At 70.0% G+C, this 22,780-nt stretch carries 12 protein-coding genes; 7 read left to right on the top strand and 5 right to left on the bottom strand.

Going from position 1 to position 22,780, the window contains the following annotated elements; genetic code table 11:
- A partial coding sequence (locus tag ACF1GV_RS20910; RefSeq protein WP_391682973.1) for a DNRLRE domain-containing protein occupies positions 1 to 2,429 on the bottom strand: 2,429 nt, incomplete at its 3' end.
- A 574-nt stretch (positions 2,430 to 3,003) separates the two neighbouring features.
- On the opposite strand from ACF1GV_RS20910, the gene ACF1GV_RS20915 reads away from it, so the two are divergent.
- Both ACF1GV_RS20915 and ACF1GV_RS20920 read left to right on the top strand, forming a co-directional pair.
- Positions 3,004 to 10,776, top strand: a complete 7,773-nt coding sequence (locus ACF1GV_RS20915) for a ricin-type beta-trefoil lectin domain protein (RefSeq protein ID WP_391684003.1) — start codon at positions 3,004 to 3,006, stop codon at positions 10,774 to 10,776.
- Between the two features lie 80 nt (positions 10,777 to 10,856).
- Complete coding sequence (locus tag ACF1GV_RS20920; protein WP_391682976.1) at positions 10,857 to 11,288, top strand: hypothetical protein; 432 nt, start codon at positions 10,857 to 10,859, stop codon at positions 11,286 to 11,288.
- Between the two features lie 150 nt (positions 11,289 to 11,438).
- Here the strand turns inward: ACF1GV_RS20920 and ACF1GV_RS20925 are convergent, their stop codons facing one another.
- The 4 genes from ACF1GV_RS20925 to ACF1GV_RS20940 form a co-directional block, all read right to left on the bottom strand.
- Positions 11,439 to 12,095: a response regulator gene (locus tag ACF1GV_RS20925; RefSeq protein WP_391682979.1), complete on the bottom strand. Its 657-nt coding sequence runs from the start codon at positions 12,093 to 12,095 to the stop codon at positions 11,439 to 11,441.
- Positions 12,085 to 13,371, bottom strand: a complete 1,287-nt coding sequence (locus ACF1GV_RS20930; RefSeq protein ID WP_391684005.1) for a sensor histidine kinase — start codon at positions 13,369 to 13,371, stop codon at positions 12,085 to 12,087. The genes ACF1GV_RS20925 and ACF1GV_RS20930 overlap by 11 nt, the downstream gene beginning before the upstream one ends.
- A gap of 83 nt (positions 13,372 to 13,454) precedes the next feature.
- Complete coding sequence (locus tag ACF1GV_RS20935; RefSeq protein ID WP_391682982.1) at positions 13,455 to 14,198, bottom strand: ABC transporter permease; 744 nt, start codon at positions 14,196 to 14,198, stop codon at positions 13,455 to 13,457.
- The gene (locus tag ACF1GV_RS20940) at positions 14,195 to 15,106 is read right to left on the bottom strand and encodes an ABC transporter ATP-binding protein (RefSeq protein ID WP_391682985.1); all 912 of its coding nucleotides are present in this window, start codon (positions 15,104 to 15,106) and stop codon (positions 14,195 to 14,197) included. The genes ACF1GV_RS20935 and ACF1GV_RS20940 overlap by 4 nt, the downstream gene beginning before the upstream one ends.
- Before the next feature lie 253 nt (positions 15,107 to 15,359).
- Between ACF1GV_RS20940 and ACF1GV_RS20945 the strand changes: the two genes are divergently transcribed.
- From ACF1GV_RS20945 to ACF1GV_RS20965, 5 genes are all read left to right on the top strand, one after another.
- Positions 15,360 to 17,141, top strand: a complete 1,782-nt coding sequence (locus ACF1GV_RS20945) for an ABC transporter ATP-binding protein (RefSeq protein WP_391682988.1) — start codon at positions 15,360 to 15,362, stop codon at positions 17,139 to 17,141.
- A complete protein-coding gene (locus ACF1GV_RS20950; RefSeq protein WP_391682991.1) occupies positions 17,138 to 18,991 on the top strand; it encodes an ABC transporter ATP-binding protein in 1,854 nt (617 codons plus the stop codon). The genes ACF1GV_RS20945 and ACF1GV_RS20950 overlap by 4 nt, the downstream gene beginning before the upstream one ends.
- Before the next feature lie 165 nt (positions 18,992 to 19,156).
- Complete coding sequence (locus tag ACF1GV_RS20955) at positions 19,157 to 19,996, top strand: MFS transporter (protein WP_391682993.1); 840 nt, start codon at positions 19,157 to 19,159, stop codon at positions 19,994 to 19,996.
- On the top strand, positions 19,987 to 20,469 hold the full coding sequence (locus ACF1GV_RS20960) for a hypothetical protein (RefSeq protein WP_391682995.1): 483 nt from the start codon (positions 19,987 to 19,989) through the stop codon (positions 20,467 to 20,469). The genes ACF1GV_RS20955 and ACF1GV_RS20960 overlap by 10 nt, the downstream gene beginning before the upstream one ends.
- 202 nt (positions 20,470 to 20,671) lie before the next feature.
- Positions 20,672 to 22,717: a M4 family metallopeptidase gene (locus tag ACF1GV_RS20965; protein ID WP_391682998.1), complete on the top strand. Its 2,046-nt coding sequence runs from the start codon at positions 20,672 to 20,674 to the stop codon at positions 22,715 to 22,717.
- The last annotated feature ends 63 nt before the right edge of the window (positions 22,718 to 22,780 follow it).

Raw genomic sequence — 22,780 nt, forward strand, 5'->3', positions numbered from 1 at the left:
TTGCCGCTGTCGTCGTAGGAGGCGGTGAGGCAGTTGTACAGGTCGCCGTCGGTGCCGCCGACGCAGGTGCGCAGGTTGCCGTCCGCGTTGACGATCAGCAGGTCGGGCTTGGCCTCACCGGGCTTGGAGTCACCGGTGGTGTCCATCGGGCCGTCGGCCGTGTCGCGTGGGGGGACGTAGAAGGTGTAGTCGGTGCGCTTGCTGGCGTTGCCCGAGGCGTCGTAGGCGTAGACCTGGAGGGTGTTGGGGCCCGCGTGGGCGGGTGCCAGTGCGCTGACGGTGGCGGCGCCGCTGGTCGCGGTGACGTCGACGGGGTTGTTGCCCTCGATGGACCAGCGGAACTTCGTGGCGCCGGGGGAGGTGAAGGTGACCGCGCCGGTGCCGCCGAACTTGACGGTGGACCAGGTCTGGCCGTCGGGGGTGGCTTCGGGGAAGACGTCGCTGTCGACGGTGGGCTGCGGCGGGGCGCTGGCGTCGACGTTGAGGCGGCAGGGGTCGGTGCCGGGCGGGTAGTAGGAGGAGACCAGGCCGCCGGAGTCCTCGGCGCGCACGTCCCAGGAGTAGGTGGCCTTGTCCTCCAGCGGGAAGGTGGCGGGGATGGTGAGGGTGGCGGTGCCGGTGGAGGACGGGGTGACCAGGGTGCCGGAGGGCACGGTGCCGCCGGTCTTCCAGAAGCGGAAGCGCAGCTTGCTCAGGTTGCCGTCCGGGTCCTTGGCGTTGGCCGACAGGACGATGTTGGTCTTGCCGACGGTGGGGCCGGAGCCGCCGACGGAGCAGGTGCCGCCGGGGGTGGTCTTGCCGCCGGTGGGCTCGGAGGGCGGGCGGTTGTAGACGACCTCCATGGTGGCGGAGGTGGCCTTGAACTTGCGCCAGGTCTGGACGTCGGACTCGCTGGTGGCGCGGATACCGAAGGTGATGTTGGACCAGCCGCCGTCGGCGCCCTTCTGGGCTGCGTCCTTGACGTTGAAGTCCTCGTACTCGTCCGGGCAGGACGTGGAGGACCAGCCGTGTGCGAAGGACTTCTTCTGCTGCACGGTGGACCAGCTGGGCTGCTTGTTCCAGGTGGTGCCGGAGGAGATCGCGCCGGTGATGGCGAACTGGAACTCGCGGGTGGTGCAGGACCAGGAGTGGTTGTTGAGGACCTTGAAGGTCGCCGAGGAGATCGTGGCGCCCTTGAGGCTGGTGCTGTAGTTCATCCGCCAGAACGAGCGGGCGGTGCCGCCGGTCTCGCTCTCGTAGCCGACGCGGGCGTCGGAGGTGCCGGAGGAGAAGTTGGTGCCGTTCCAGAAGGAGGAGTTCGGGTAGGGCTTGTAGGCCACCGTCCAGGCCAGCCACGCACTGTTGAGGGTGGGGTCGACGAAGACGGGGTACTTCGTGTCCGCCTTCGTGAACAGGCCGCTCTGCGCGGCGTTCAGGTCGAGGCGGGTGGTGCCGGTGCCGTCACCGTCCAGCTTCACGGGCATGGGGGCGCTGTGGGCGCCGGGCTCGATTCCGGACAGGCCCGACAGCTTGAGTACGTCAGAGGCGGTGGCCGTGGAGGTGCGTGGGGTGCCCTTGCCCTCGTCGAGCTCGGGGTCGCGGCCGGCGGAGTCCCACGCGAACGGGGTGGGGATGGAGCCGAGTTCCTTGCCCGCCTTGTCCTGGATCAGGATGCGGCCGGTGCCGGGGTCGTGGTGGAAGACGGCCGTGGCGGAGCGCAGGCCGTAGTTGAGGGTGGCCAGCGCCTTGGACTGCGCGGCTTCCTTGTTCTTGACGATGAGCAGCTGGGCGAAGCCGCCCTCTTCACGGGCGACCAGCAACAGGTCGACGCCGGGAAGGACTTCGGGGTAGAGGGCGCGCGGGCCGTCGAGGACGGGCTCGGGCAGGGTGCCGGGCCAGGTGTAGGCGACGGTGTGTCCGGCGATGTCGACCTCGGCCAGCACCGTGTCCTGGCCTTCCGCCAGGGGCGCGCGGGAGAGGGAGCGGTCGGCGTGGGCGGCCTTGGTGCCGCTGGAGAAGCGGATCGGCTGGGCGGCGTTGACGGGCTGGACACCCAGGTTGCGCGGGGCGTTCTTCACCCGGCGCAGGTGGTTGTCGATCGCAGCCCAGGTACCGCTCGCGGTCTTCGCCCGGGTCGGCGTCGCTGTCATCCGGGTGCGCAGCTTGCCGTCGGGCAGCGCCCACGTCTGCGAGGTCGCCGTGGTCGCGGTGTCGATCAGGACCTGCTTGCGGGTCCGCTTGGCCTCGGCCTGCGCGGCCTTCTCGTCACGCGGGCCCGTTGAGGCCTGGCGGGCGTCGGTGGCCTTGCCGGCCTCGGGTGGTGAGGCTTCGTCGGGTTGCCACCAGGGCAACAGAGCTGCGGTCAGGGCGGCCAGTACAAGGCCGAGGGTGACAGCCAGCCTGGTGCGCGTGCGCACGAAGGGGCTGAGAAAACGATGCGGCGCGGACACGGCGGCGATCTACTCCCGTGTGGACCAAGCGGATACGGACAGCACGAACGGCCCCGGTCGGCAGGCCGCGGGGCAAGGTCGCGCACACGATCACACGTTCGGCACACCCAGTCCACACATGAAGAATTTATGAAGTTGTGACGCTTGGATGGGGAACCCTAGACGATTACTTGACGATGCGTCATGTGCGGCTTTTGGCCGCCTTGAGTGTGGCCGTATGGACGGCTTTCACTTCTTTGCCGACTAATAACCCGAACTTGACAGCACGTCAGTTCTTATCCCGTGTCGCAGATCACTTCGGCTGCGGGAACCTTCACGGATCGCTGTTGAAGCGTGTGGGGGTCATGACAGAGGGTGCGGATTCCATCTGTCGTTTTTCTTGCATGCCTTGGTGGGGTCGACGCGTATGCGCGCTGATAGTCCACCGTCGTGGCTGGGGCGTTGGCGCCCGGCGATGACGGAGTCACAACGACGGCGCCGCCGGCAAAGCCGCGCGGCGACCGTCCTTTTGTTGTCCACGGCCTTGTTGGTGAGCAGTCTCGGTTCGGAGGCGTGGGCGATACCCGGCCCCGGCATGAACCGGGAGGAGGTCAAGCTCCCCGATCTGCCGAAGCCGACCGCGCTGGACGCGGACGAGGAAGCGGAGAAGAACCTCACCACGGCGCCCGAGGTGCCCGTCGATCCGTATGCCCCGACGGCGGTCACGCCGTGGGCGCAGGACAGCGGTGTCGCGACGCTGGCCGCGGACGCCACGCCGGGCACGACGGTTCCGGTCGAGGACCTGCCGATCGCCGTCGGGGTGCCCGCGGGCACCGATCCGGCGGCGATCGACGGTACGTGGAAGGTCGATCTGGCGGCGCCGACGGCGTCGCAGGACGCGAACGTCTCCGGCATGATCATGAAGGTCACGCCGCCGGCGGACGCCGACCCGGCCGCGCAGGTCTCCATCGCCGTCGACACCACGAGCTTCGCCGACCTGTACGGCCCGCAGGCCGCCGACCGTTTCGGTCTGGTCCTGCTGCCGAACTGTGTCATGGACGCCCCGGACACGGGTGACTGTGCCACCGACGCGGGCACGACCACGATGTCGGGCAAGACCGACGTGCAGCCCGAGCGGCTGCGGTCCTCGGTGAAGGTCGTCGCGGCGGACAAGGCGCCGACGAAGACCAAGGCCGCCGCGAAAGCCAAGAACCGCAAGATCCTGACCGGTTCGGTGCCGGTCGGGGACCTGCTGGGCGGCAACGCGGGTACGACCACGTCGAAGGCGTCGGCTCGCACCGCGTCCTACAAGAGCACCGACGTGCTGCCTGTGGTGGACGCCTCGGGTCCGCAGGTGATCGGCGCGATGGACACCGGCGCGTCCGCGAGCGGTGACTTCACGGCGAGCCCGCTGCTGTCCTCCGGTTCCTGGGCTGCGGGTTCTTCTTCCGGAGCCTTCACGTACTCCTATGACGTGCAGGTGCCGGAGACCGCCGGCGGTCTGATGCCGAAGATCTCCCTCGGCTACTCCTCGCAGTCGGTGGACGGCCGTACGTCGGCGACGAACAACCAGGCCTCGTGGGTCGGTGACGGCTGGGACTACAACCCCGGCTCGATCACCCGCACGTACGCCAACTGCCGCGAGGACTCCAAGAAGGACGGGTCGAACAACAAGACGCACCGCACGGCGGATCTGTGCTGGGGTTCGGACAACGCGACGCTGTCGCTGGGCGGGATGACCACCGAGCTGGTCTGGGACAAGACCCAGGGCAAGTGGTTCACCGCCAACGGCGACGGCTCGAAGATCGAGCGCCTCACCGACACGGACAACGCCAACGGCGCCCGCAACGGCGAGTACTGGGTCGTCACCACCCGCGACGGCACCCGCTACTACTTCGGCATGAACAAGCTTCCCGGTTGGGCGTCGGGCCAGCCGACGACCGACTCGGTGCTGAACGTGCCGGTGTACGGCAACCACGAGGGTGAGGACTGCTACAAGGCCGGTGACTGGGCCCACTCGTGGTGCACCCAGGGCTGGCGCTGGAACCTCGACTACGTCGAGGACATCCACGGCAACGCGATGTCCCTGTGGTGGAAGAAGGCGCAGAACTACTACGCCCGCAACTTCGACTTCAAGGCGCCGGTCGTCTACGACCGTGACGGCTGGCTCGACCACATCGACTACGGCCAGCGCAAGGACACCCTCTTCTCCGCGACCGCTCCGGCGCGGGTGAACTTCACCGTCGCCGAGCGCTGCCTGCCCGAGGGCACCCTGACCTGCTCGGACGCCAACTTCGAGGACAAGGACCCGGGCAAGTACCGCATCTGGTACGACACCCCGGCCGACCTGAACTGCAAGCAGGTCACCTCCACCTACAAGACGAAGTGCTGGAACGCCGGCCCCTCCTTCTGGAGCCGCAAGCGCCTCACCCAGATCCAGACCTCCGCGCAGCGCCGCACGGACACCACCGCCCGCCAGGTCGTGGACCGCTACACGCTCACCCAGAGCTTCCCCGTGCTGAAGACGGGCCCGAACACGGCGCTGTGGCTGGAGTCGGTGCAGCGCACGGGTTATGCCCGCAACGGCAGCACGGACCGAAGCGTCACCATGAACGCGGTGCGTTTCGAGTCCAACGCCGAGGACATGCCCAACCGGGTGATGCGCCCCAACGACCCCCGCCCGGGCTTTTCCCGGCTGCGGATCGCGCGTGTCATCAACGAGTACGGCGGGGAGACCGTCGTCACGTACAAGAAGCCCGAGGGTGACTGCGCGACCGGCACGAATCTGCCGGACAAGACGGACACCGCCGGGCTGAAGGCGAACACCCGCCTGTGCTATCCGTCGTTCTGGGCGCCGGACCCCGAGGTCGAGGACATCGACTGGTTCCACAAGTACGTCGTGGACTCCATCGAGGAACTCCCCAACGTCGACGGCGCGTTCGCCACGAAGACGGCCTACCTCTACAAGAACCCGGGCTGGAAGCTCGCCGACCAGGAATTCACGAAGAAGTCCACCCGCACGTACTCAACGTTCGCGGGCGTCGAGCAGACCACCGTCATCACCGGCACCGACGACGCGACGATCGGCTCCAAGCGCTCCAAGGCGGTGACGCGGTACTTCCGCGGCATGGGTGACACCGTGTCCGTGAAGGACATCACCGGCACCGAGATCGCCAAGGACCGCGAAGCGTTCGCCGGCCGCATCGCGGAAGAGCTCGACTACGACAACGCCGACGACGCCGACACCGCGTGGGTGTCGCGTTCGATCACCGTCCCGGAAGCCACCGAGCTGGCCCACCGCGACCGCGACGACGGCCTCGACCCGCTGCGCGCCTGGCGCGTCACGGAGCCCGACGAGATCGCGTACACGAAGGCATCCGGCACCAACAGCGACGACACCCGCACCGAGCGGATCGTCAAGACCCACACGACGTACGAGCCGACCTACGGTCTGCCCGTGCTGGTGGAGTCCCTCGGTGACACCGGCAAGACCGGCGACGAGTCCTGCACCAAGTCCGAATACATCCACAACACCGCCAAGAACATCATCGGGCTGACCAAGCAGGTGCTGGTCTCGCCGACCACTTGCGCGGCGGCCGACTTCAGCAACCTCGGTTCGCTGAGCAGCGGTATGCGGACCGCGTACGACGGCCAGGCGTATGGTGTCGCGCTCGCGGACACCACCAAGGGTGAGTCGTCGGAATCCTGGTCGATCAACGGTGACGGCACCGGCTGGCAGTCGGACGGTACGAGCGAGTTCGACGCCATCGGCCGCGTCACCCGCACGACCGACACCGACCACAAGACCTCGGCCCTCCTCACCTACGAGCCGGCCACCGGCCAGGTCTTCAAGGTCACCGAGACCAACGCCGTCGGTCACTCCGAAATCCGTGAGATCGAGCCCGGCCGTGGCACCACGACCAAGACCACGGACGCCAACGGTCACGTCACGCAGGCCGAGTTCGACCCGCTGGGTCGCCTCGAGAAGGCCTGGGCGGCGGACCGCGCTCCGTCCGACACCGCGGTGCCGGACTTCCGCGCCGTCTACACCGTCCCGCCGTACGTGGAGGGCGAGGACCGCAAGCCGTCCTACGTCACCACCTACTCGCGCGGCTACAACGACAAGATCGACACCTCCGTCACCCTCTACGACGGCCTCGGCCGCGAGCGCCAGACGCAGGAAGAAGCAGACGGCGGCGGCTGGCTGATCACCGACACGCTGTACAACAGCTCCGGTGAGGTCTGGCAGACCAACAACGCCTATCTGACCTACGAGTCCAAGCCCGGCGAGCTCTTCTCCCCCGAGGCCGACACGCAGGTCCCCAACATCACCCGCTACACCTACGACGGCTCCGGGCGCGTGCTCCAGGAGACCCCGGTCCTCAAGGTCGCCGACCCGCTCACGGGCGAGACCACGTCGCAGCCGGTCGATGCGCGTGCCATCAAGTACGAGTACGGCATGGACTGGTCGAAGGTTGACAGCCCGGCCGGCGTCTCCGACTACCGCGTCTACACCGACGCGCTCGGCCGCACCCAGCGGGTCGACACGTTCAACCCGGACGCGCCCGGCGGCTTCACGTCGATGCGCTACCAGTACAACGCGCTCGGCCAGCTGGTTAAGGCGACCAACTCCGCCGACACCACGCACTCCTGGACGTGGACGTACGACCACCGCGGCCGTCAGGACTCCGCCACCGACCCGGACACGGGTACGATGCGGACGTCGTATGACAGCCACGACCGGCCGCTGACCTCGACCAACGCGCGAGGCGTCACGGTCTGGAACGGCTACGACGCCATCTCCCGCCCGACCGAGCAGCGCCTGAACAACGCGTCCGGCACCCTGCTCGCAAACTTCACCTACGACCTGGCGCCGGGCGGCAAGGGCCTGCCCTACACCGCCACCCGCTACACCGACGGTGAGGCCTACACCCAGCAGGTCGACGGCTACACCAAGGACTACCAGCCGACCTCGACCACGCTGACCCTGCCCACCACCCTGGCCTCCAGCTGGGGCCTGGACTCCTCCTACACCTACTCCTACAAGTACGCCGACAACGGGGTGCTCGAAGAGTCGACGCTGCCGAAGGTCGGCAAGCTGGCCTCGGAGAAGATCGTCGTCCGCTACAACAAGGACGGCAAGCCGCTCTCCCTCTCCGGCAAGGACTGGTACGGCTCCGAGACGGTCTACGACCCCTACGGCCAGGTCCTGCGCTCCACGCTCGGCGCCCAGCCCTACCGGGTCTGGACCCAGTCGGCCTACGACGAGTCCAGCGGCGAGCTCAAGGACCAGCAGGTCTACCGCGAGAAGGGCGCCACCAACGGCGCAGACCAGTCCGTGGTCCCCGGCAACCTCGTCTCCAAGCGGTCGTACACCTACGACCCGTCCGGCAACGTCACCTCCATCCAGGAGTCGGCGACCGGCATCGACGAGCGCCAGTGCTTCGCCTACGACCCGCTGGGTCAGCTGAAGACGGCCTGGACCTCCAAGGACCAGAACGCCTGTACCGCCCCGAAGAACACCGACGGCTCGCTGAACGTGGCACCGGGCACCGACAAGTCCGGCTACTGGCAGGAGTACGAGTACGACCTCCTCGGCAACCGCACCAAGCTGACCGAGAAGGACCTCACCGGCAACACCGCCAAGGACGCCACCACCACCTACGCCTACGGCAAGGCCGACGGCACCCAGCCGCACACGCTGACCAAGGTGTCCAAGACCTACACCACGCCGGCCGGCGCACAGGTCAAGGCCGAGGCGGAGCGTCTGTACGAGCTCACCGGCGAGACCAAGACCATCACCAGCCTCCAGAACGGCGACAAGCAGTCCCTGTCCTGGACGTTCGACGGCAAGGTCGACCGGATCACGGGTGCCGGCTCCGGCGGCAAGACCCCGTACGTGGGTCTCGCCGACAAGTGCCTCGACCTCAAGAGCGGTCTGGCTGTGGCCGGAACAGCGATCCAGCTCTACGGCTGCAACGCCTCCCCGGCGCAGAACTGGCGCTTCAGCCCGACCCCGGGCGGGACCAGTCCCGACCAGGGCACGCTGAACGTCTACGACAACTGGTGCGTCCAGCCCGCCGGCAACACCGCCGGGTCGGCTGTGCAGATCCAGAAGTGCGACGGCTCGGCCGGCCAGGAGCTCAAGCGCAACGCCTCCGGCCAGCTCACCCACGTGGCTTCGGGCCTGTGCCTGGTGGTCCAGGGCGCCAACTCGGCGAACTCGACCCCGATCGTGCTCGCCGCCTGCGACGCCACCAAGGCCGAGCAGCTGTGGGCACCGCAGAACGACACCCGCTACATCTACGGCCCCGACGGTTCGGCCCTGCTGACCATCAAGGGCAAGCAGGCCACGCTCAGCCTGGGCGAGGCCGAGGTGACCGTCCAGAAGGGCGGCGTCCTGGTCCAGACGCAGCGCACCTACGACGCCCCCGGCGGCGCGGTCATGCGCTACGCCTACGGCACCGGCGCCGACAAGCTGGTCGCCATCACCGGCGACCACCAGGGCAGTCCGTACGCCGAGGTCGCCCTCGACGGCGGCATGTCGGTGCGCATCCGCAAGCAGGACCCGTTCGGCAACCAGCGCGGTACGGACACCGTCGGCGTCAACCGGCAGTCGCACACCGGATACCTGGGTGCGGCAAACGACGACAGCTCCGGCTTCGTGACTCTCGGCGCTCGTCTGTACGACCCGGTGGTCGGACGCTTCCTGTCAGCCGACCCGGTCCTGGACCTCAACGACGTCCTGCAGTCCAACGGGTACGCCTACGCGCACAACAACCCGGTGACGTTCTCCGACCCGTCGGGTCTGGCGATCTCCCTGACCGCTTCCGAGCGGGCCGCGGCCCTCGCGGGCGCGGGTCTGTCCGCGGCGCAGGTCGCGCAGGCACAGGCGATGCAGGGCAAGTCCCTCACCTCGGTGATCCTGGCCGTGGCGTGGGAGACGCTGAAGGACTTCATCGGCATCAACGACGCCATGGCGTGCTTCGGCGGCGACATGTGGTCCTGCATCAGCATCGCGGTCGACGCCATCCCGTGGAGCAAGCTCGGCAAGATCCCGTCCGTCATCAAGGCCGTCAAGCGCACCATCAAGGCCGTCGAGTCCTTCCGAGCGGCCAAGAAGGCAGCCGAGATCGTCCTCAAGGCGGCCAAGGCCGCTGAACGGGCGGCACTGAGAGCCAAGAAACTCGCCATCGAACGCGCCAAGAAACTCGCGGCGCAGAGAGCGAAAAAGAAGGCGGCCGAGGCAGCCAAACGCACAGCCGACAGAGCGGCAGCGGCCGCCAGAAAGACCGGCAACCCCCGCCACAAGGCGGCACAGGCCAAGGCTGCTCCCAAGGTGTCGTCTCACGGTGGTGGAGGTGGCGGCTCCAAGCCCGGCGGCAAGTCCGGCGGCTCCTCCAAGAGCAACGGCGGAACCAGCGGCAGCGGCGGCTCGGGCAAGGCCGGCGGAGGCGGGACGTGCAACAGCTTCGTGCCCGGCACGAAGGTCCTCCTGGCCAACGGCACCACCAAGCCGATCGAGAAGGTCAAGACCGGCGACAAGGTCGTCACGACCGACCCGAAGACCGGTGAACGCCGCATCGAGACGGTCACGGCCGAGATCAAGGGCCACGGCCTCAAGCACCTCGTCAAGGTCACGATCGACGTCGACGGCAAGAAGGGCACCAAGACTGCTTCGGTCACCGCGACCGACGGCCACCCCTTCTGGGTCCCCGAGCTCCACACCTGGATCAAGGCCACCGACCTCCACACCGGCCAGTGGCTCCAGACCAGCGCGGGCACCCACGTCCAGATCACCGCGATCAACCGGTGGTCGGCCCAGGGCAGGACCGTCCACAACCTGACGGTCTCGGACGTCCACACGTACTACGTGGTGGCGTCCGGAACATCGGTCCTCGTCCACAATTGCAACGGTCGTGGAGACGTCCCCTATGAGGAGGAAGCGGAACACGCCGAAGCTGCGGCCGCTTACCTGCAACACGCCCGCCACCGAGCGACCAACGAAACGGTTCCGGGCGTCAGGGGAGACCAGGGAACCTACGGAACGACGGCTGTCGTCGGGGTGCGCAACACCACCACCGGGGACATCACGGTCCGTACCGCTGTCAACCACAACGGAGCTGCTCCTGACAGCTGGCCGAAGTGGGCCCAGGCTGCATTCGTCCAGGGTGAAGGACACGCTGAGACGACGATTCTCAACAGCCTGGCCGACGACGAGGAAGTCGTGTTCGGCGCTGCCTCCCGCAACGTCTGTTGGGGTTGCCACTCCGCTCTGTCGACAGACCCGGACATCGTGATCGGTGGTCCGAGGTTCCGCGGCGGTCCCAACGCCTCGCCGTTCAGGATGTTCTGGCGACGTCAGTGATATGTAGCATCAACTGGTGCGCGTGGTTTTCTTTCCACGCGCACCAGCTCCACTGGCGGCCCAATTTAAGGTGACAGGAAATGATTCCTCAGGTCGGCGACGAAGTGATCGTCTCTTGTGAGCCGGCGAGCGCTCGCGTTGTCTCGGCTAATGCCCGGTACGTCACCGTGGAATGGCCGTGGGGGGAGATCGACAACTCGTCGAACTTTCGGTGGGACGGAACGACTGCCCTGCCGTGCGGGGAGTCTGTCGGTGAGTGGGTTCCCTACCAGGTTCAGCCGGCGGCGTCCGAGCTGAGCGCCGGGGACGTGTGTACCGTTTCCATTCCGCCGACGCGCCTCTATGTCGGGCACTACGAGGAGTACAACCCTCCGCGCAATCTCGGTTGGTCCCCTGCCCCCACGGCCGGAATCTATGTCTTGCCGCTGGACAAGTCGGACGACGAGGACGCGGGGTGCATGTTGTACCTGGGCGGCGCGGACCCCGTTCGCGTCGAGCCGGTGGTGGACTGAGGCTTAGGGAAAACGAGGAAGGCCCCGACGAATGAAAGACATTCGGAGGGGCCTTCCGGCATGAGGAGACAAGGAGGCGAGGAGGCGGTTTCCGAGAGGTGCGCCGACACCTCCTGCGTCTTCAGGGCTCAGCGCTCCCATCCGGCGGGGTCAGCCGAGGATCCCCCGGTCGTAAGCCACCGCCACCGCCGCCGCGCGGTCGTTGACGCCGAGTTTGGCGTACAGGTGGGTGAGGTGGGTCTTCACCGTGGCCTCGCTGATGAACAGCTCGCGGGCGATCTCCTTGTTGGAGGTGCCCTTGGCGACCAGCGCCAGCACCTCCCGCTCGCGGGCGGACAGCGGCTCGTTGCCCGGGGACCTGGGTGCGCGGACCGCCGAGACCAGGCGGGAGGCCACAGCCGGGGACAGCACCGTGCGGCCCTCGGCCGCGGCCCGGACCGCGGTGAACAGCTCCTCGCGGGGCGCGTCCTTGAGCAGATAACCGGTCGCGCCGGCCTCGATCGCCGGCAGGGTGTCGGAGTCGGTGTCGTACGTCGTCAGGACGAGCACGCGGGCGCGGGCGCCGCGCCGGGTCAGCTCCCGGATGGCGTCCACCCCGCCGCCGCCCGGCATCCTGAGGTCCATCAGGACCACGTCCGGGTCGAGGGCGGCGGCCCGCTCGACGGCCTGCACCCCGTTCGCGGCCTCCCCGAGGACGGTGAAACCGGGGGCGGAGGCGAACATGCCGCGCAGTCCGTCCCGTACGACGGGATGGTCGTCGACGATCAGCAGGGAGATCGACGGGGAAGAGGACGTCTCATCGGTCATGGCGCACCAACGGTACGCGAGCCGACAGGGCCGTGCCGTACCCCGGTTCGGACTCCACCGTGAGGGAGCCGGCGATGCGTTCGGCGCGGGCGCGCATGCCGCCGAGTCCGAAGCCTCCGGTGTCGCTGCGCTCGGGCAGGGCGAGCGGGTCGAAGCCGCGGCCGTCGTCGCGGATGTCGAGGACGACCTCGTCGCCCATGAAGGACAGGGTGACTCCGGCGCGGGTCGCGTTCGCGTGCCGGGCGGTGTTGGAGAGGGCTTCCTCGGCGATGCGCAGCAGCGTGGCGGAGACCTCGGCGTGCAGTTGCTCGGCGGTGCCGGTGACGGTGAAGTCGGCGCGCACGCCGGTGCGTTCGCCCCAGGCGGCGACCGTCTTCTTCAGCGCCTCGGGCAGTTCGTCGCGGTCCAGGGCGGCCGGGGCGAGGTTGTGCACGGAGCGTCGGGCCTCGCCCAGGCTGTGCCGCGCCAGGTCCATCGCGCGCACCGTGTGGTCGCGGGCCAGGTCCGGGTCGGGGGTGTTCACGACGACCTGGAGCTGGGCGATGATGCCGGTCAGGCCCTGCGCGAGGGTGTCGTGGATCTCGGCGGCCAGCCGGCGGCGCTCGTCGGCGACGCCGGCCTCGCGGGCCTGGACGAGCAGTTGGGCGTGCAGGGCGGCGTTCTCGTCGAGGGCCTGCTGGAGCGCGGTGTTGGTGCGTTCCAGTTCGACGATGGTGTCGGCGCGGGCCCGGGAGCGTTCCTCCTCCTGGTGGGTGAGGTGGCCGACGACCATCCACAGCACGTTGTTGACCACCAGCATCCCGAAGAACACGCCCCACTGCGAGGCGTTCTTCGGGGGCATCCCGCCGGACTGCGAGCCGGCCAGGGTGACGGACGTGGCGAACAGGCCGATGCGGTGCCGGCGCCGTCCCGGGATCAGCTCGTCGGCGTCGAAGTATCCGGTGACGGCGTACAGGGCGAAGAAGGGGTTGAGCCAGGTGAGCGCGAAGGCGATCGCCCAGCGCACCGCGTAGAACACCGTGCCCGCGCGGGAGGGCGTCCTGCGGCGGCGCCCGGTTCCGGTTCCGGTGGCGGGGGTGTGCGGGCGCAGGTCCCAGTACAGGTGGAGCAGCAGCGCCACGCCGACGAGTGCGGCGGCCGCGTACCGCCGGCCCGGCCCGGCCATGATGTCCTGGGTGGCCACCGCGATGAGCGTGGCGATGCCGAGCATCCCGTACGGGCCCCAGCGGTGGAACTGGTCCCACCGCTGTTCGAGCTGGGTGTCCTTGGCGACCATGCCCTCAGTCTGCCCGTGGCCGTCCCTGTGCCGGCTCATGCCGCTCCCCGCTCCCACTGGCTGCTTCTCACGCCCGGCGCTCCTCACTCCCAGCGGAACCAGCGCACGGCCGCGCCCGTCAGCAGCACCGTCCAGGCGGCGAGCACCCCGAGGTGGCCCCAGCCCGGCCAGTGGCCGGCGGCGGCCTGGTTCAGGGCCTGCGCGGCGGCGCCGAACGGGGTCCAGCCGACGATCCGGGCGAGGAGGTCCGGCATGGCCTGCACCGGCACCCACACGCCCGCGCAGAACATCATCGGGAAGAACACCGCCGAGCCGATGGCGCTCGCGATCTTCGTGGTGCGCGACAGCGCGGTGACCACCGCGCCCAGCGCGAGGCCGGCCGCCGTCGCCAGCAGCAGGGCGAGCAGGTATCCGGCGGCCTGCCGGGGCAGGGCCACGTCGAATGCGATCCGGCCGACGGCGAGCGCGAGCAGCGCGGAGAGCAGGGCGGCACCGCCGTACACCAGCATGTGGGCGGCGAGCAGGGCGGAGGGGCGGACGGGCGTGGCGGACATGCGGCGCAGGATGCCGCGCTCGCGGTAGCCGGTGACGGTCTGCGGCAGGCTCTGCACACCGCCGACGATCAGGCCGAGCAGCACCGCCACCGGCACGTAGACGTCCACGGTGCGCAGGCCGCCGAGGGAGGCGTCGGGGTGCCGGAAGGACGGGATGGAGCCGAGGATCGCCAGCAGCAGGGCCGGGAAGAGCAGGATCCAGAAGAGCGCGGCGGGTTCGCGGCGGAACAGCCGGATCTCGGTGCGCAGCACGGCGGGGTTGAGGGCGTTCATCGGGCGGCCTCCGTCAGGTCCAGGAACGCGTCGTCGAGCGTGGCGTCGTTGACGCGCAGCTGGTGGGCGGTGATGTGGTGGCGGGCGAGGAGCGTGATCACGGCGTTGACGGTCTCGTCGGTGCCGGAGAGCGTGACGCGGCCGTCCTTGTGCTCGACGCGGGCGAGCGCCGGCAGCGCGGCGAGGGCGCTCTCCTCGAGCGGCGCGGACGGGGTGAAGCTGATGACGGTGGCGCCGGCCGAACGGCGGATCAGCCCTTCGGGGGTGTCGAGGGCGGCGACGCGGCCCCGGTCGATCACCGCGACGCGGTCGCACAGCCGCTGGGCCTCCTCCATGAAGTGGGTGACCAGCAGGACGGTGACCCCGCTCGCCCGCACGTCCTCGATCAGCTGCCAGGTGTCGCGGCGCGAACGCGGATCCAGGCCCGTGGTCAGCTCGTCGAGGACGACGACCCGGGGGTTGCCGATCAGGGCGAGCGCGATGAACAGCCGCTGCTTCTGCCCGCCGGACAGGGTGGCGAAGCGGGTGGTGAGCTTCTCCGTCAGCCCCAGCCGTTCGGCGAGCGGCCGCCAGTCGAGCGGGCGGTCGTAGAAGGCGGCGTACAGCTCCAGGGCCTCGCGCACGGTGAGTTTGGGTTGCAGTTCGCTCTGCTGGAGCTGCGCGCCGAGCACCCGGGCGACCTGCTCGCGGTCGGCGACGGGGTCGAGGCCGGTGACCCGGACCCGCCCGGCGTCGGGGACGCGCAGGCCCTCGACGCACTCGACGGTGGTGGTCTTGCCGGCGCCGTTCGGGCCGAGGATCCCGAAGATCTCGCCCTCCCGGACGCTGAACGAGACGCCGTCGACGACCGCGCGGCCGCCGTAGGACTTGCGCAGATCGGTGACTTCGATGACAGGGATGTCGGTCATGGCACCAGCGTCCCGGCGCGGCCCGGTGCGCGGCATCGGCCGTCGCGCTCGAACCCGCATCAGCCGATCGGTTGATGCGGCGGTACGACGTCGCCTCCCGCGCGGGTGCCGGGCCGCCTACGGGGCGGGTACCGGCCGCCTCCCGCGCGGGTGCGGGGCCGCCGCCGTGCCGTGGTCGTAGGACCAGCGGCGGATCCCTCTCCGTCCGAAACTCGGTGGGCGATGTCAGTGGCGATCCGTAGGCTCGCTGCTGATGTCCACGACACGTGCAACCACCCGGGACCGGTCCGCCGTACGGACGTTGCTGCGCCTGTGGCCGTATGTGCGGCCCGTGCGGGCGCGGCTGTTCAGCGCGGCGTTCGTCGCGATCGTCGCCTCCTTGGCGGGGCTGGTGATCCCGCTCGTCCTCAAGTGGATGGTGGACGGTCCGGTCGCCGACCGGGACCCGGCCGGGGTGTGGCTCGGCGCGCTGTACCTGCTGCTGCTCGGTCTCGCGGAGGCGCTGTTGTTCGGGCTGCGGCGGTGGCTGGTGGCCCGGCCGCTGTCGCACGTCGAGGCGGAGATGCGGGCGGATCTGTACCGGCATCTGCAGCGGCTGCCGGTGGCCTTCCACGACCGGTGGGCGTCCGGCCAGATGCTCTCGCGCGGCACCACGGATCTGATGCTGCTGCGCATGTTCCTCGCCTTCCCGCTGACGTTCTTGCTGGTCAACGCGGTGACGATCGTCGTCGGCGTACTGATCATGCTGGTTCAGGACTGGACGCTCGGGCTGGTGATCCTCGGTCCGGTGGTGCCGATGATCGTGATGTGCATGATCTTCGAGAGACGGTACGCCGATGTGGCGCGCCTCGCGCAGGACCAGGTCGGCGATCTGACGACGGTGGTCGAGGAGAGCGTGCTCGGCATCCGGATCATCAAGGGCTTCGGCCGCCACCGCAGCCAGGCGCGCGCCTTCCGGGAGCTGTCGCACACCCTGCGGGGCACGGAGCTGCGCAAGGCGCGGCTGCTGGCGGTGATCTGGGCGGTCATCGTGACGCTGCCGGAGGTGGCGATCGGGGCGGCGCTGGTGGTGGGGGCGGTGCAGGTCGCGGACGGTGAGCTGTCCACGGGCACGCTGGTGGCCTTCCTGTCGACGGCACTGGCGCTGCGCTGGCCGGTGGAGTCGATCGGCTTCCTGCTGGCGATGAGCCAGGAGGCGGCGACGGCGACCGAGCGGTATTTCGAGGTGATGGACGAGGTACCGGAGTCGTCTCGGGTGCCCGCGCGGACGCGGTACGACGAGGAGGGGCTGCGGCTGCACCAGGTCACCTTCCGCTACCCCGACGCACCCCCCGACGCCCCGCCCGTGCTCGACCGGGTCGATCTGCACATCCGGCCCGGCGAGTCCATGGCCCTCGTCGGCGGCACGGGCAGCGGCAAGACGACCCTGACCGCGCTCATCCCGCGTCTGCACGAGGTGACCTCCGGCAGGATCACGCTGGACGGCGAGGACATCACGGCCATGCCCCGCGAGGAGCTGCGCGCGAAGGTGGCCGTCGCCTTCGAGGAGCCCACCCTGTTCTCGGCGAGCGTCGGCGAGAACGTCCTGATGGGCGCCGGGGAGCAGGCCGGCGCGCCGGAGCTGGAGCGCGCCCTCGCCGTCGCCCAGGCGGAGTTCGTGCACGCCCTGCCGCAGAGCAGTGACACCCAGGTCGGCGAGCAGGGGCTGAGCCTGTCCGGCGGCCAGCGCCAGCGTCTCGCGCTGGCCCGCGCGGTCGTCGGCCGGCCCCGCTTCCTCGTCCTGGACGACCCGCTGTCCGCGCTGGACGTGCACACGGAGGCCGCCGTGGAGGCCGCGCTGCGCCGGGTGCTCGCCGACACCACGGCCCTGATCGTCGCGCACCGCCCCTCCACGGTGCTGCTCGCCGACCGCGTCGCGCTGCTGTCGGGCGGCCGGATCGCCGCCGTCGGCACCCACCAGGAACTGCTGCACTCCAACGCCGAGTACGCCCACCTGATGTCGGGCCTGGACCGCCCGGAGGAGGACGAGAGATGACGGCCCCCACGACGTCCGTCCCCACCGCCGACGAGGACGAGCCACCCCGCCCCGGCAGCGGCGGCGATCCCTTCGACCGGGACGTCCTGCCCTCCCCGCCGGGCGCCGCCGCGCTGCTGCGCTCCCTGCTCGCGCCGATGAAGGCGCGGGTCGCGCTGACCACACTGGTGCTGCTGCTCCAGCAGGCGGCCGTGCAGGCGGGTCCGCTGCTGGTGGCGTACGCCATCGACAGCGCCGTACCGGCGTTCCGCGACGACCGGCACGGCCCGCTGATCGCGGTCGCCGTCGGGTATCTGCTGTGCGCGGCCACGTCCGGGGCGCTGCAGTTCGTGTTCATCGCCGCCTCGGCGCGGGTCAACCAGGACGTGCTGCTGGATCTGCGCGGCCGGATCTTCCGGCACGCCCAGGCGCTCAGCATCGACTTCCACGAGCGCTACACCTCGGGCCGGCTCATCTCCCGTTCCACCACGGACGTGGAGTCGCTGCGGGAGCTGCTGAGCGAGGGTCTGCAGGAGCTGGTGACGGTCATCCTGTCGTTCGTGTACATCTCGGCCATGCTGCTGTGGCTGGATCTCGGCCTCGGCGCGGTCGCGGTGGCCTCCTTCGTGCCGCTGTACCTGCTGGTGCGCCTCTACCAGCGGCGGGCGGGTGAGGTGTACCGGCGGCGGTCGACGGCGATCGCCTCGGTGATCGTGAAGTTCGTGGAGACGATGAACGGCATCCGCCCGGTGCGCGCCTTCCGCCGCGAGGCGGCCAACGACGCCGAGTTCCGGGTCCTGAACCGCCGCCACGAGCGCATCAACGGCGACGCACTGCTGGAGATGGCCCGCTATGTCGTCGGCTCCCGTCTGGTGGCCAACACGGCGGTGGCCGGCATCGTGCTGTGGGGCGCCTACCGGGTGGCCGACGGCTCGCTGGAGCTGGGGATCCTCGCGGCGGCCGTGCTGTATCTGCGGCGGCTGTACGACCCGATCGACCGGCTCGGGATGTTCCTGAACTCCTACCAGTCGGCGGCCGCGTCCCTGGAGAAGATCGCCGGGCTGCTCGCCCAGACGCCGACCGTGCCCGAGCCGTCGCAGCCGAGGGAGCTGCCGCCGCTGCAAAGCGAGCAGCCCGGCCGCGAGGTCGTCTTCGACTCCGTGCGCTTCGCCTACCGCACCGGCGGCGAGGTGCTGCCCCGCTTCGAGCTGACCCTGCCGGCCGGGCAGACGGTCGCCGTCGTCGGCTCCACCGGCGCCGGCAAGTCGACGCTGGCCAAGCTGCTCGCCCGGTTCTACGACCCGACCGAGGGGCGGGTGCTGCTCGACGGCGTGGATCTGCGCGAGCTGGCCGTGCCGGAGCTGCGGCGCGGGGTGGTGATGGTGACGCAGGAGGCGTTCCTGTTCTCCGGCACGGTCGCCGAGAACATCGCCATCGGCCGCCCGGAGGCGAGCCGGGAGGAGATCGAGCAGGCCGCGAAGGCGATCGGCGCGCACGAGTTCATCAGCGCGCTGCCCGACGGCTACGACACGGACGTACGCAAGCGGGGTGGCCGTATCTCCGCGGGGCAGCGGCAACTGGTCGCGTTCGCGCGGGCGTTGCTGGCGGACCCGTCCGTGCTGATCCTGGACGAGGCCACCAGTTCGCTGGACATCCCCGGCGAGCGGGCGGTGCAGCGGGCGATGGCGACGGTGCTGCAGGGGCGTACCGCGGTGGTGATCGCGCACCGGCTGTCGACGGTGGAGATCGCCGACCGGGTGCTGGTGATGGAGCACGGCCGGATCGTGGAGGACGGCACTCCGGCCGATCTGATCGCGGGCACGGGCCGGTTCTCTGATCTGCACCGGGCGTGGCGGGAGAGCCTGGCATGACGGCCACGGAACGGCGCTCCGGCGCGACGCCCACGGGACCGTTACCCGTCGGGGACGACACCGAGGTCCTGCGGGTGCCGGGCTTCCGGCGTCTGTGGTCCGCCAACAACTTCCGGTTCGCGGCGTCGGAGGTGGCCGGGTTCGCGCTGCCCGTCACCGCGCTGGGTGCTGCTGCACGCGTCGCCGCTCGCGATGAGCCTGATTTTCGTGTGCAGCCGCGCCGGCTATCTGACCGTGGGCCTGCCCGCGGGAGTGTGGATCGACCGGATGCGCAAGAAGCCGGTGCTGATCGGGGCGGACGTGGCGTACGCCGCCGCCTTCGGCAGCATCCCCGTCGCGCATGTCCTCGGGGTCCTGACCGTAGCCCAGCTGGCGGTGGCGGCGCTGGTGGTGAGCCTTGCCGGGGTGTTCTTCGCCGTGGCGCACAGCAGTGTGCTGCCGCAGGTGCTGCCGCGCCGGAGGGTGGCGGACGGCAACGCCCGCCTGCAGTCGTCCGAGACGGCGCTGCGGGCGGTGTCCCCCGGGCTCGCGGGCGTGCTCACGCAGAGCGTGGCCGCCCCTCTGCTGTACGCCGTCGCCGCGCTGTGCCATCTGGCGTCGATCCTGCTGCTGCGGCGGCTGGAGCCGGAGGGCGACGTGGCCCAGCGCCGGGACGCGGCCGGGCGCCGGTTCCGCCGTGAGATCGCCGACGGTCTGCGCATGCTCTTCCGCCAGCCGCTGCTGCGGCTGCTGTTGCAGCAGGCGGCGCTGAACAATCTGGGCGCGGGTGTCGTTCTGGCCATGCTGCCGGTGTTCCTGCTGGACGAACTTGGCCTGTCCGCATGGCTGTTCGGCCTGCTGTCGACGCTCGGCGCGGTGGCGGGGTTCGCCACATCCCTGCTGGCGCCCCGGCTGCGGCGCCGGTTCGAGGAGATCCGGATGACGCTCGCGTTCTGCGCGCTGGCCCCGCTCGCCGTCGTCGCGGCGCCGCTCGCGGGGACTTCCGGGGTGCGGCGGTGCCGTTGATGGTGCTGGCGGAGGTGCTGATCAGCGTGGCCGTCGTGGGCCGGGCGGTGTCCACCGCGGGGCTGCGGGCGCGGGTGACGCCGGACGCCTACCTGGGACGGGTGACGGCCGCCTACAGCGTGGTCACGCAGGGGGCGACGCCGCTGGGGGCGCTGGCCGGCGGGCTGGTCGCCGGGCACTGGTCCACCGGGGCGGCCCTGTGGACGGGCGCGCTGGTCATGGCCGTACCCCTGCTGCTGCTCCTGCTGTCTCCGCCGGCCCGGCACCGCAGGCTGCCGGCGAAGTGGGAAGTCCGACCCTCCGGCCCGCACCGGAGGGTTCGCCGGCCGGGTCCGCGTCATCGCGCCCTGCCCGCCTTTTCGCCACCCGGTGCGCGTCTTCGGCCTGCCCCCGGGCGTTCGGCCTGCAGACCAACAGTTCGCATACCGAACATGAACATCCGGTCAACGGACGATTTCCAGCCAACTTCCTGACGCGCTCCTGACAGAAGTCGAGATCTCCTGCCACTCTTCCCACGGCCACTGCACAGCAACCCCACAGACCCTCCTCGCTGTGCCGTCGCCGACGCACTGCCGCACGTGTGTTCACGCACCTCCCAGTTCTGCCCGGACGGCTCGATCGGCCGCCCGGTCTCCCCTGGCCGCGCGATCCGTGGCCACGCAGAAGGAGTCAGTGTTGAGAAGCAGTTCCTCGCGCAGACGCACCTCCCACACCCTGCCCCGCCGGGCGGCCGGTGTCGCCCTCGTCGGCGTCTCCGCCCTGCTCGCCGCCGCCGTCCAGTCGGGTGCCGCGAGCGCCGCCCCGGCCGCGCCGGTGGCCGGCAAGGCGAACCCCGCCCACATGGCCGTGAAGCTTTCCGCGTCGCAGCGCGCCGAGTTGCTGCGCGACGCCGACGCCGCCAAGACGCAGACCGCCGCGCGGGTCGGTCTCGGCGCGCAGGAGAAGCTCGTCGTCCGTGACGTGGTCAAGGACGCGGACGGCACGCTGCACACCCGCTACGAGCGCACCTACGCCGGCCTGCCCGTCCTCGGCGGCGACCTGGTCGTGGACAGCGCCAAGGGGCAGACGCAGCGCGTCATCAAGGCGACGAACGCCCAGTTGAAGGTCGCCGACCTCACCGGCAAGGTCGCCCGGGCGACCGCCGAGCAGCGCGCCGTGCAGCGCGCCAAGGCCCTCGGTTCCTCCAGGACGGCGGCCGACTCCTCCCGCAAGGTGATCTGGGCGGCGACCGGCAAGCCGGTCCTGGCCTACGAGACGGTCGTCGGCGGTCTGCAGGACGACGGCACCCCGAACCAGCTGCACGTCATCACCGACGCGGCCACCGGCGCCAAGCTGTACGAGTACCAGGGCATCGAGAACGCGACCGGTACCGGCAACACCCAGTACAGCGGCACCGTCTCGCTGACGACGACCCTGTCGGGTTCGACGTACACGCTCAACGACGGCGACCGCGGCGGCCACAAGACGTACAACCTGAACCACGGCACGTCCGGCACCGGCACGCTGTTCTCGCAGACGAGCAACACCTGGGGCAACGGCACCACGTCGAACGCCGCGACCGCGGGCGCCGACGCGCACTACGGCGCCGCGACCACCTGGGACTTCTACAAGAACACCTTCGGCCGCTCCGGCATCCGCAACGACGGCGTCGCCGCCTACTCCCGGGTGCACTACGGCAACGCGTACGTCAACGCGTTCTGGGACGACAGCTGCTTCTGCATGACCTACGGCGACGGCACCGGCAACGCCGACCCGCTGACCTCGCTGGACGTGGCCGGCCACGAGATGAGCCACGGCGTCACCGCCGCCACGGCCGGCCTCAACTACTCCGGCGAGTCGGGCGGCCTGAACGAGGCCACCTCCGACATCTTCGGCACCGGCGTGGAGTTCTACGCGGCCAACAGCACGGACGTCGGTGACTACCTCATCGGCGAGAAGATCAACATCAACGGCGACGGCACCCCGCTGCGCTACATGGACAAGCCCAGCAAGGACGGCGGCTCGGCCGACTCCTGGTACTCGGGCGTCGGCAACCTGGACGTCCACTACTCGTCCGGCGTCGCCAACCACTTCTTCTACCTCCTGTCGGAGGGCAGCGGCGCCAAGGTCATCAACGGCGTCAGCTACAACTCGCCCACTGCGGACGGCCTTCCGGTCACCGGCATCGGCCGGGACAAGGCGCTGCAGATCTGGTACCGGGCGCTGACCACGAAGTTCACCTCCACCACCAACTACGCGGCCGCCCGCACCGGCACGCTCGCGGCGGCCGGTGAGCTGTACGGCACCACGTCCGCCGAGTACAACGCGGTGCAGGACGCGTGGGCGGCCGTCGCGGTCGGCTCCCGCTCGGGCGGTGGCGGCGGCGGTGGCGGCACCGTCTTCGAGAACACCAACAACGTGTCGATTCCGGACAACGGCCCGGCCGTCACGTCGTCCATCAACGTCACCGGGCGGACCGGCAACGCCCCGTCCAACCTCCAGGTGACGGTCGACATCGTGCACACCTGGCGCGGTGACCTCGTGATCGACCTGGTGGCGCCCGACGGCACGGCGTACCGCCTGAAGAACTCCAGCGGTTCGGACTCGGCGGACGACGTGCACGCGACGTACACGGTCAACGCCTCCTCCGAGGTGGCCAACGGCACCTGGAAGCTGCGGGTCCAGGACGTGGCGACCTACGACACCGGCTACATCGACGGCTGGAAGCTGACCTTCCCGTAAACCGTCGTCCCATGGAGCAGGGTTCCGCCCCGGTGGTGCAACTCCCGGGGCGGCGCCCGCTTT

The sequence above is a fragment of the Streptomyces sp. NPDC014006 genome, from assembly GCF_043088925.1.
Lineage (GTDB): Bacteria > Actinomycetota > Actinomycetes > Streptomycetales > Streptomycetaceae > Streptomyces.

What these genes read in the sequence shown, in the direction of transcription:
- ACF1GV_RS20915 (WP_391684003.1), top strand. Translation starts at nt 3,004, where the DNA reads ATGAACCGGGAGGAGGTCAAGCTCCCCGATCTGCCGAAGCCGACCGCG.
- ACF1GV_RS20920 (WP_391682976.1), top strand. Translation starts at nt 10,857, where the DNA reads ATGATTCCTCAGGTCGGCGACGAAGTGATCGTCTCTTGTGAGCCGGCG.
- ACF1GV_RS20925 (WP_391682979.1), bottom strand. Translation starts at nt 12,095, where the DNA reads ATGACCGATGAGACGTCCTCTTCCCCGTCGATCTCCCTGCTGATCGTC.
- ACF1GV_RS20930 (WP_391684005.1), bottom strand. Translation starts at nt 13,371, where the DNA reads ATGGTCGCCAAGGACACCCAGCTCGAACAGCGGTGGGACCAGTTCCAC.
- ACF1GV_RS20935 (WP_391682982.1), bottom strand. Translation starts at nt 14,198, where the DNA reads ATGAACGCCCTCAACCCCGCCGTGCTGCGCACCGAGATCCGGCTGTTC.
- ACF1GV_RS20940 (WP_391682985.1), bottom strand. Translation starts at nt 15,106, where the DNA reads ATGACCGACATCCCTGTCATCGAAGTCACCGATCTGCGCAAGTCCTAC.
- ACF1GV_RS20945 (WP_391682988.1), top strand. Translation starts at nt 15,360, where the DNA reads ATGTCCACGACACGTGCAACCACCCGGGACCGGTCCGCCGTACGGACG.
- ACF1GV_RS20950 (WP_391682991.1), top strand. Translation starts at nt 17,138, where the DNA reads ATGACGGCCCCCACGACGTCCGTCCCCACCGCCGACGAGGACGAGCCA.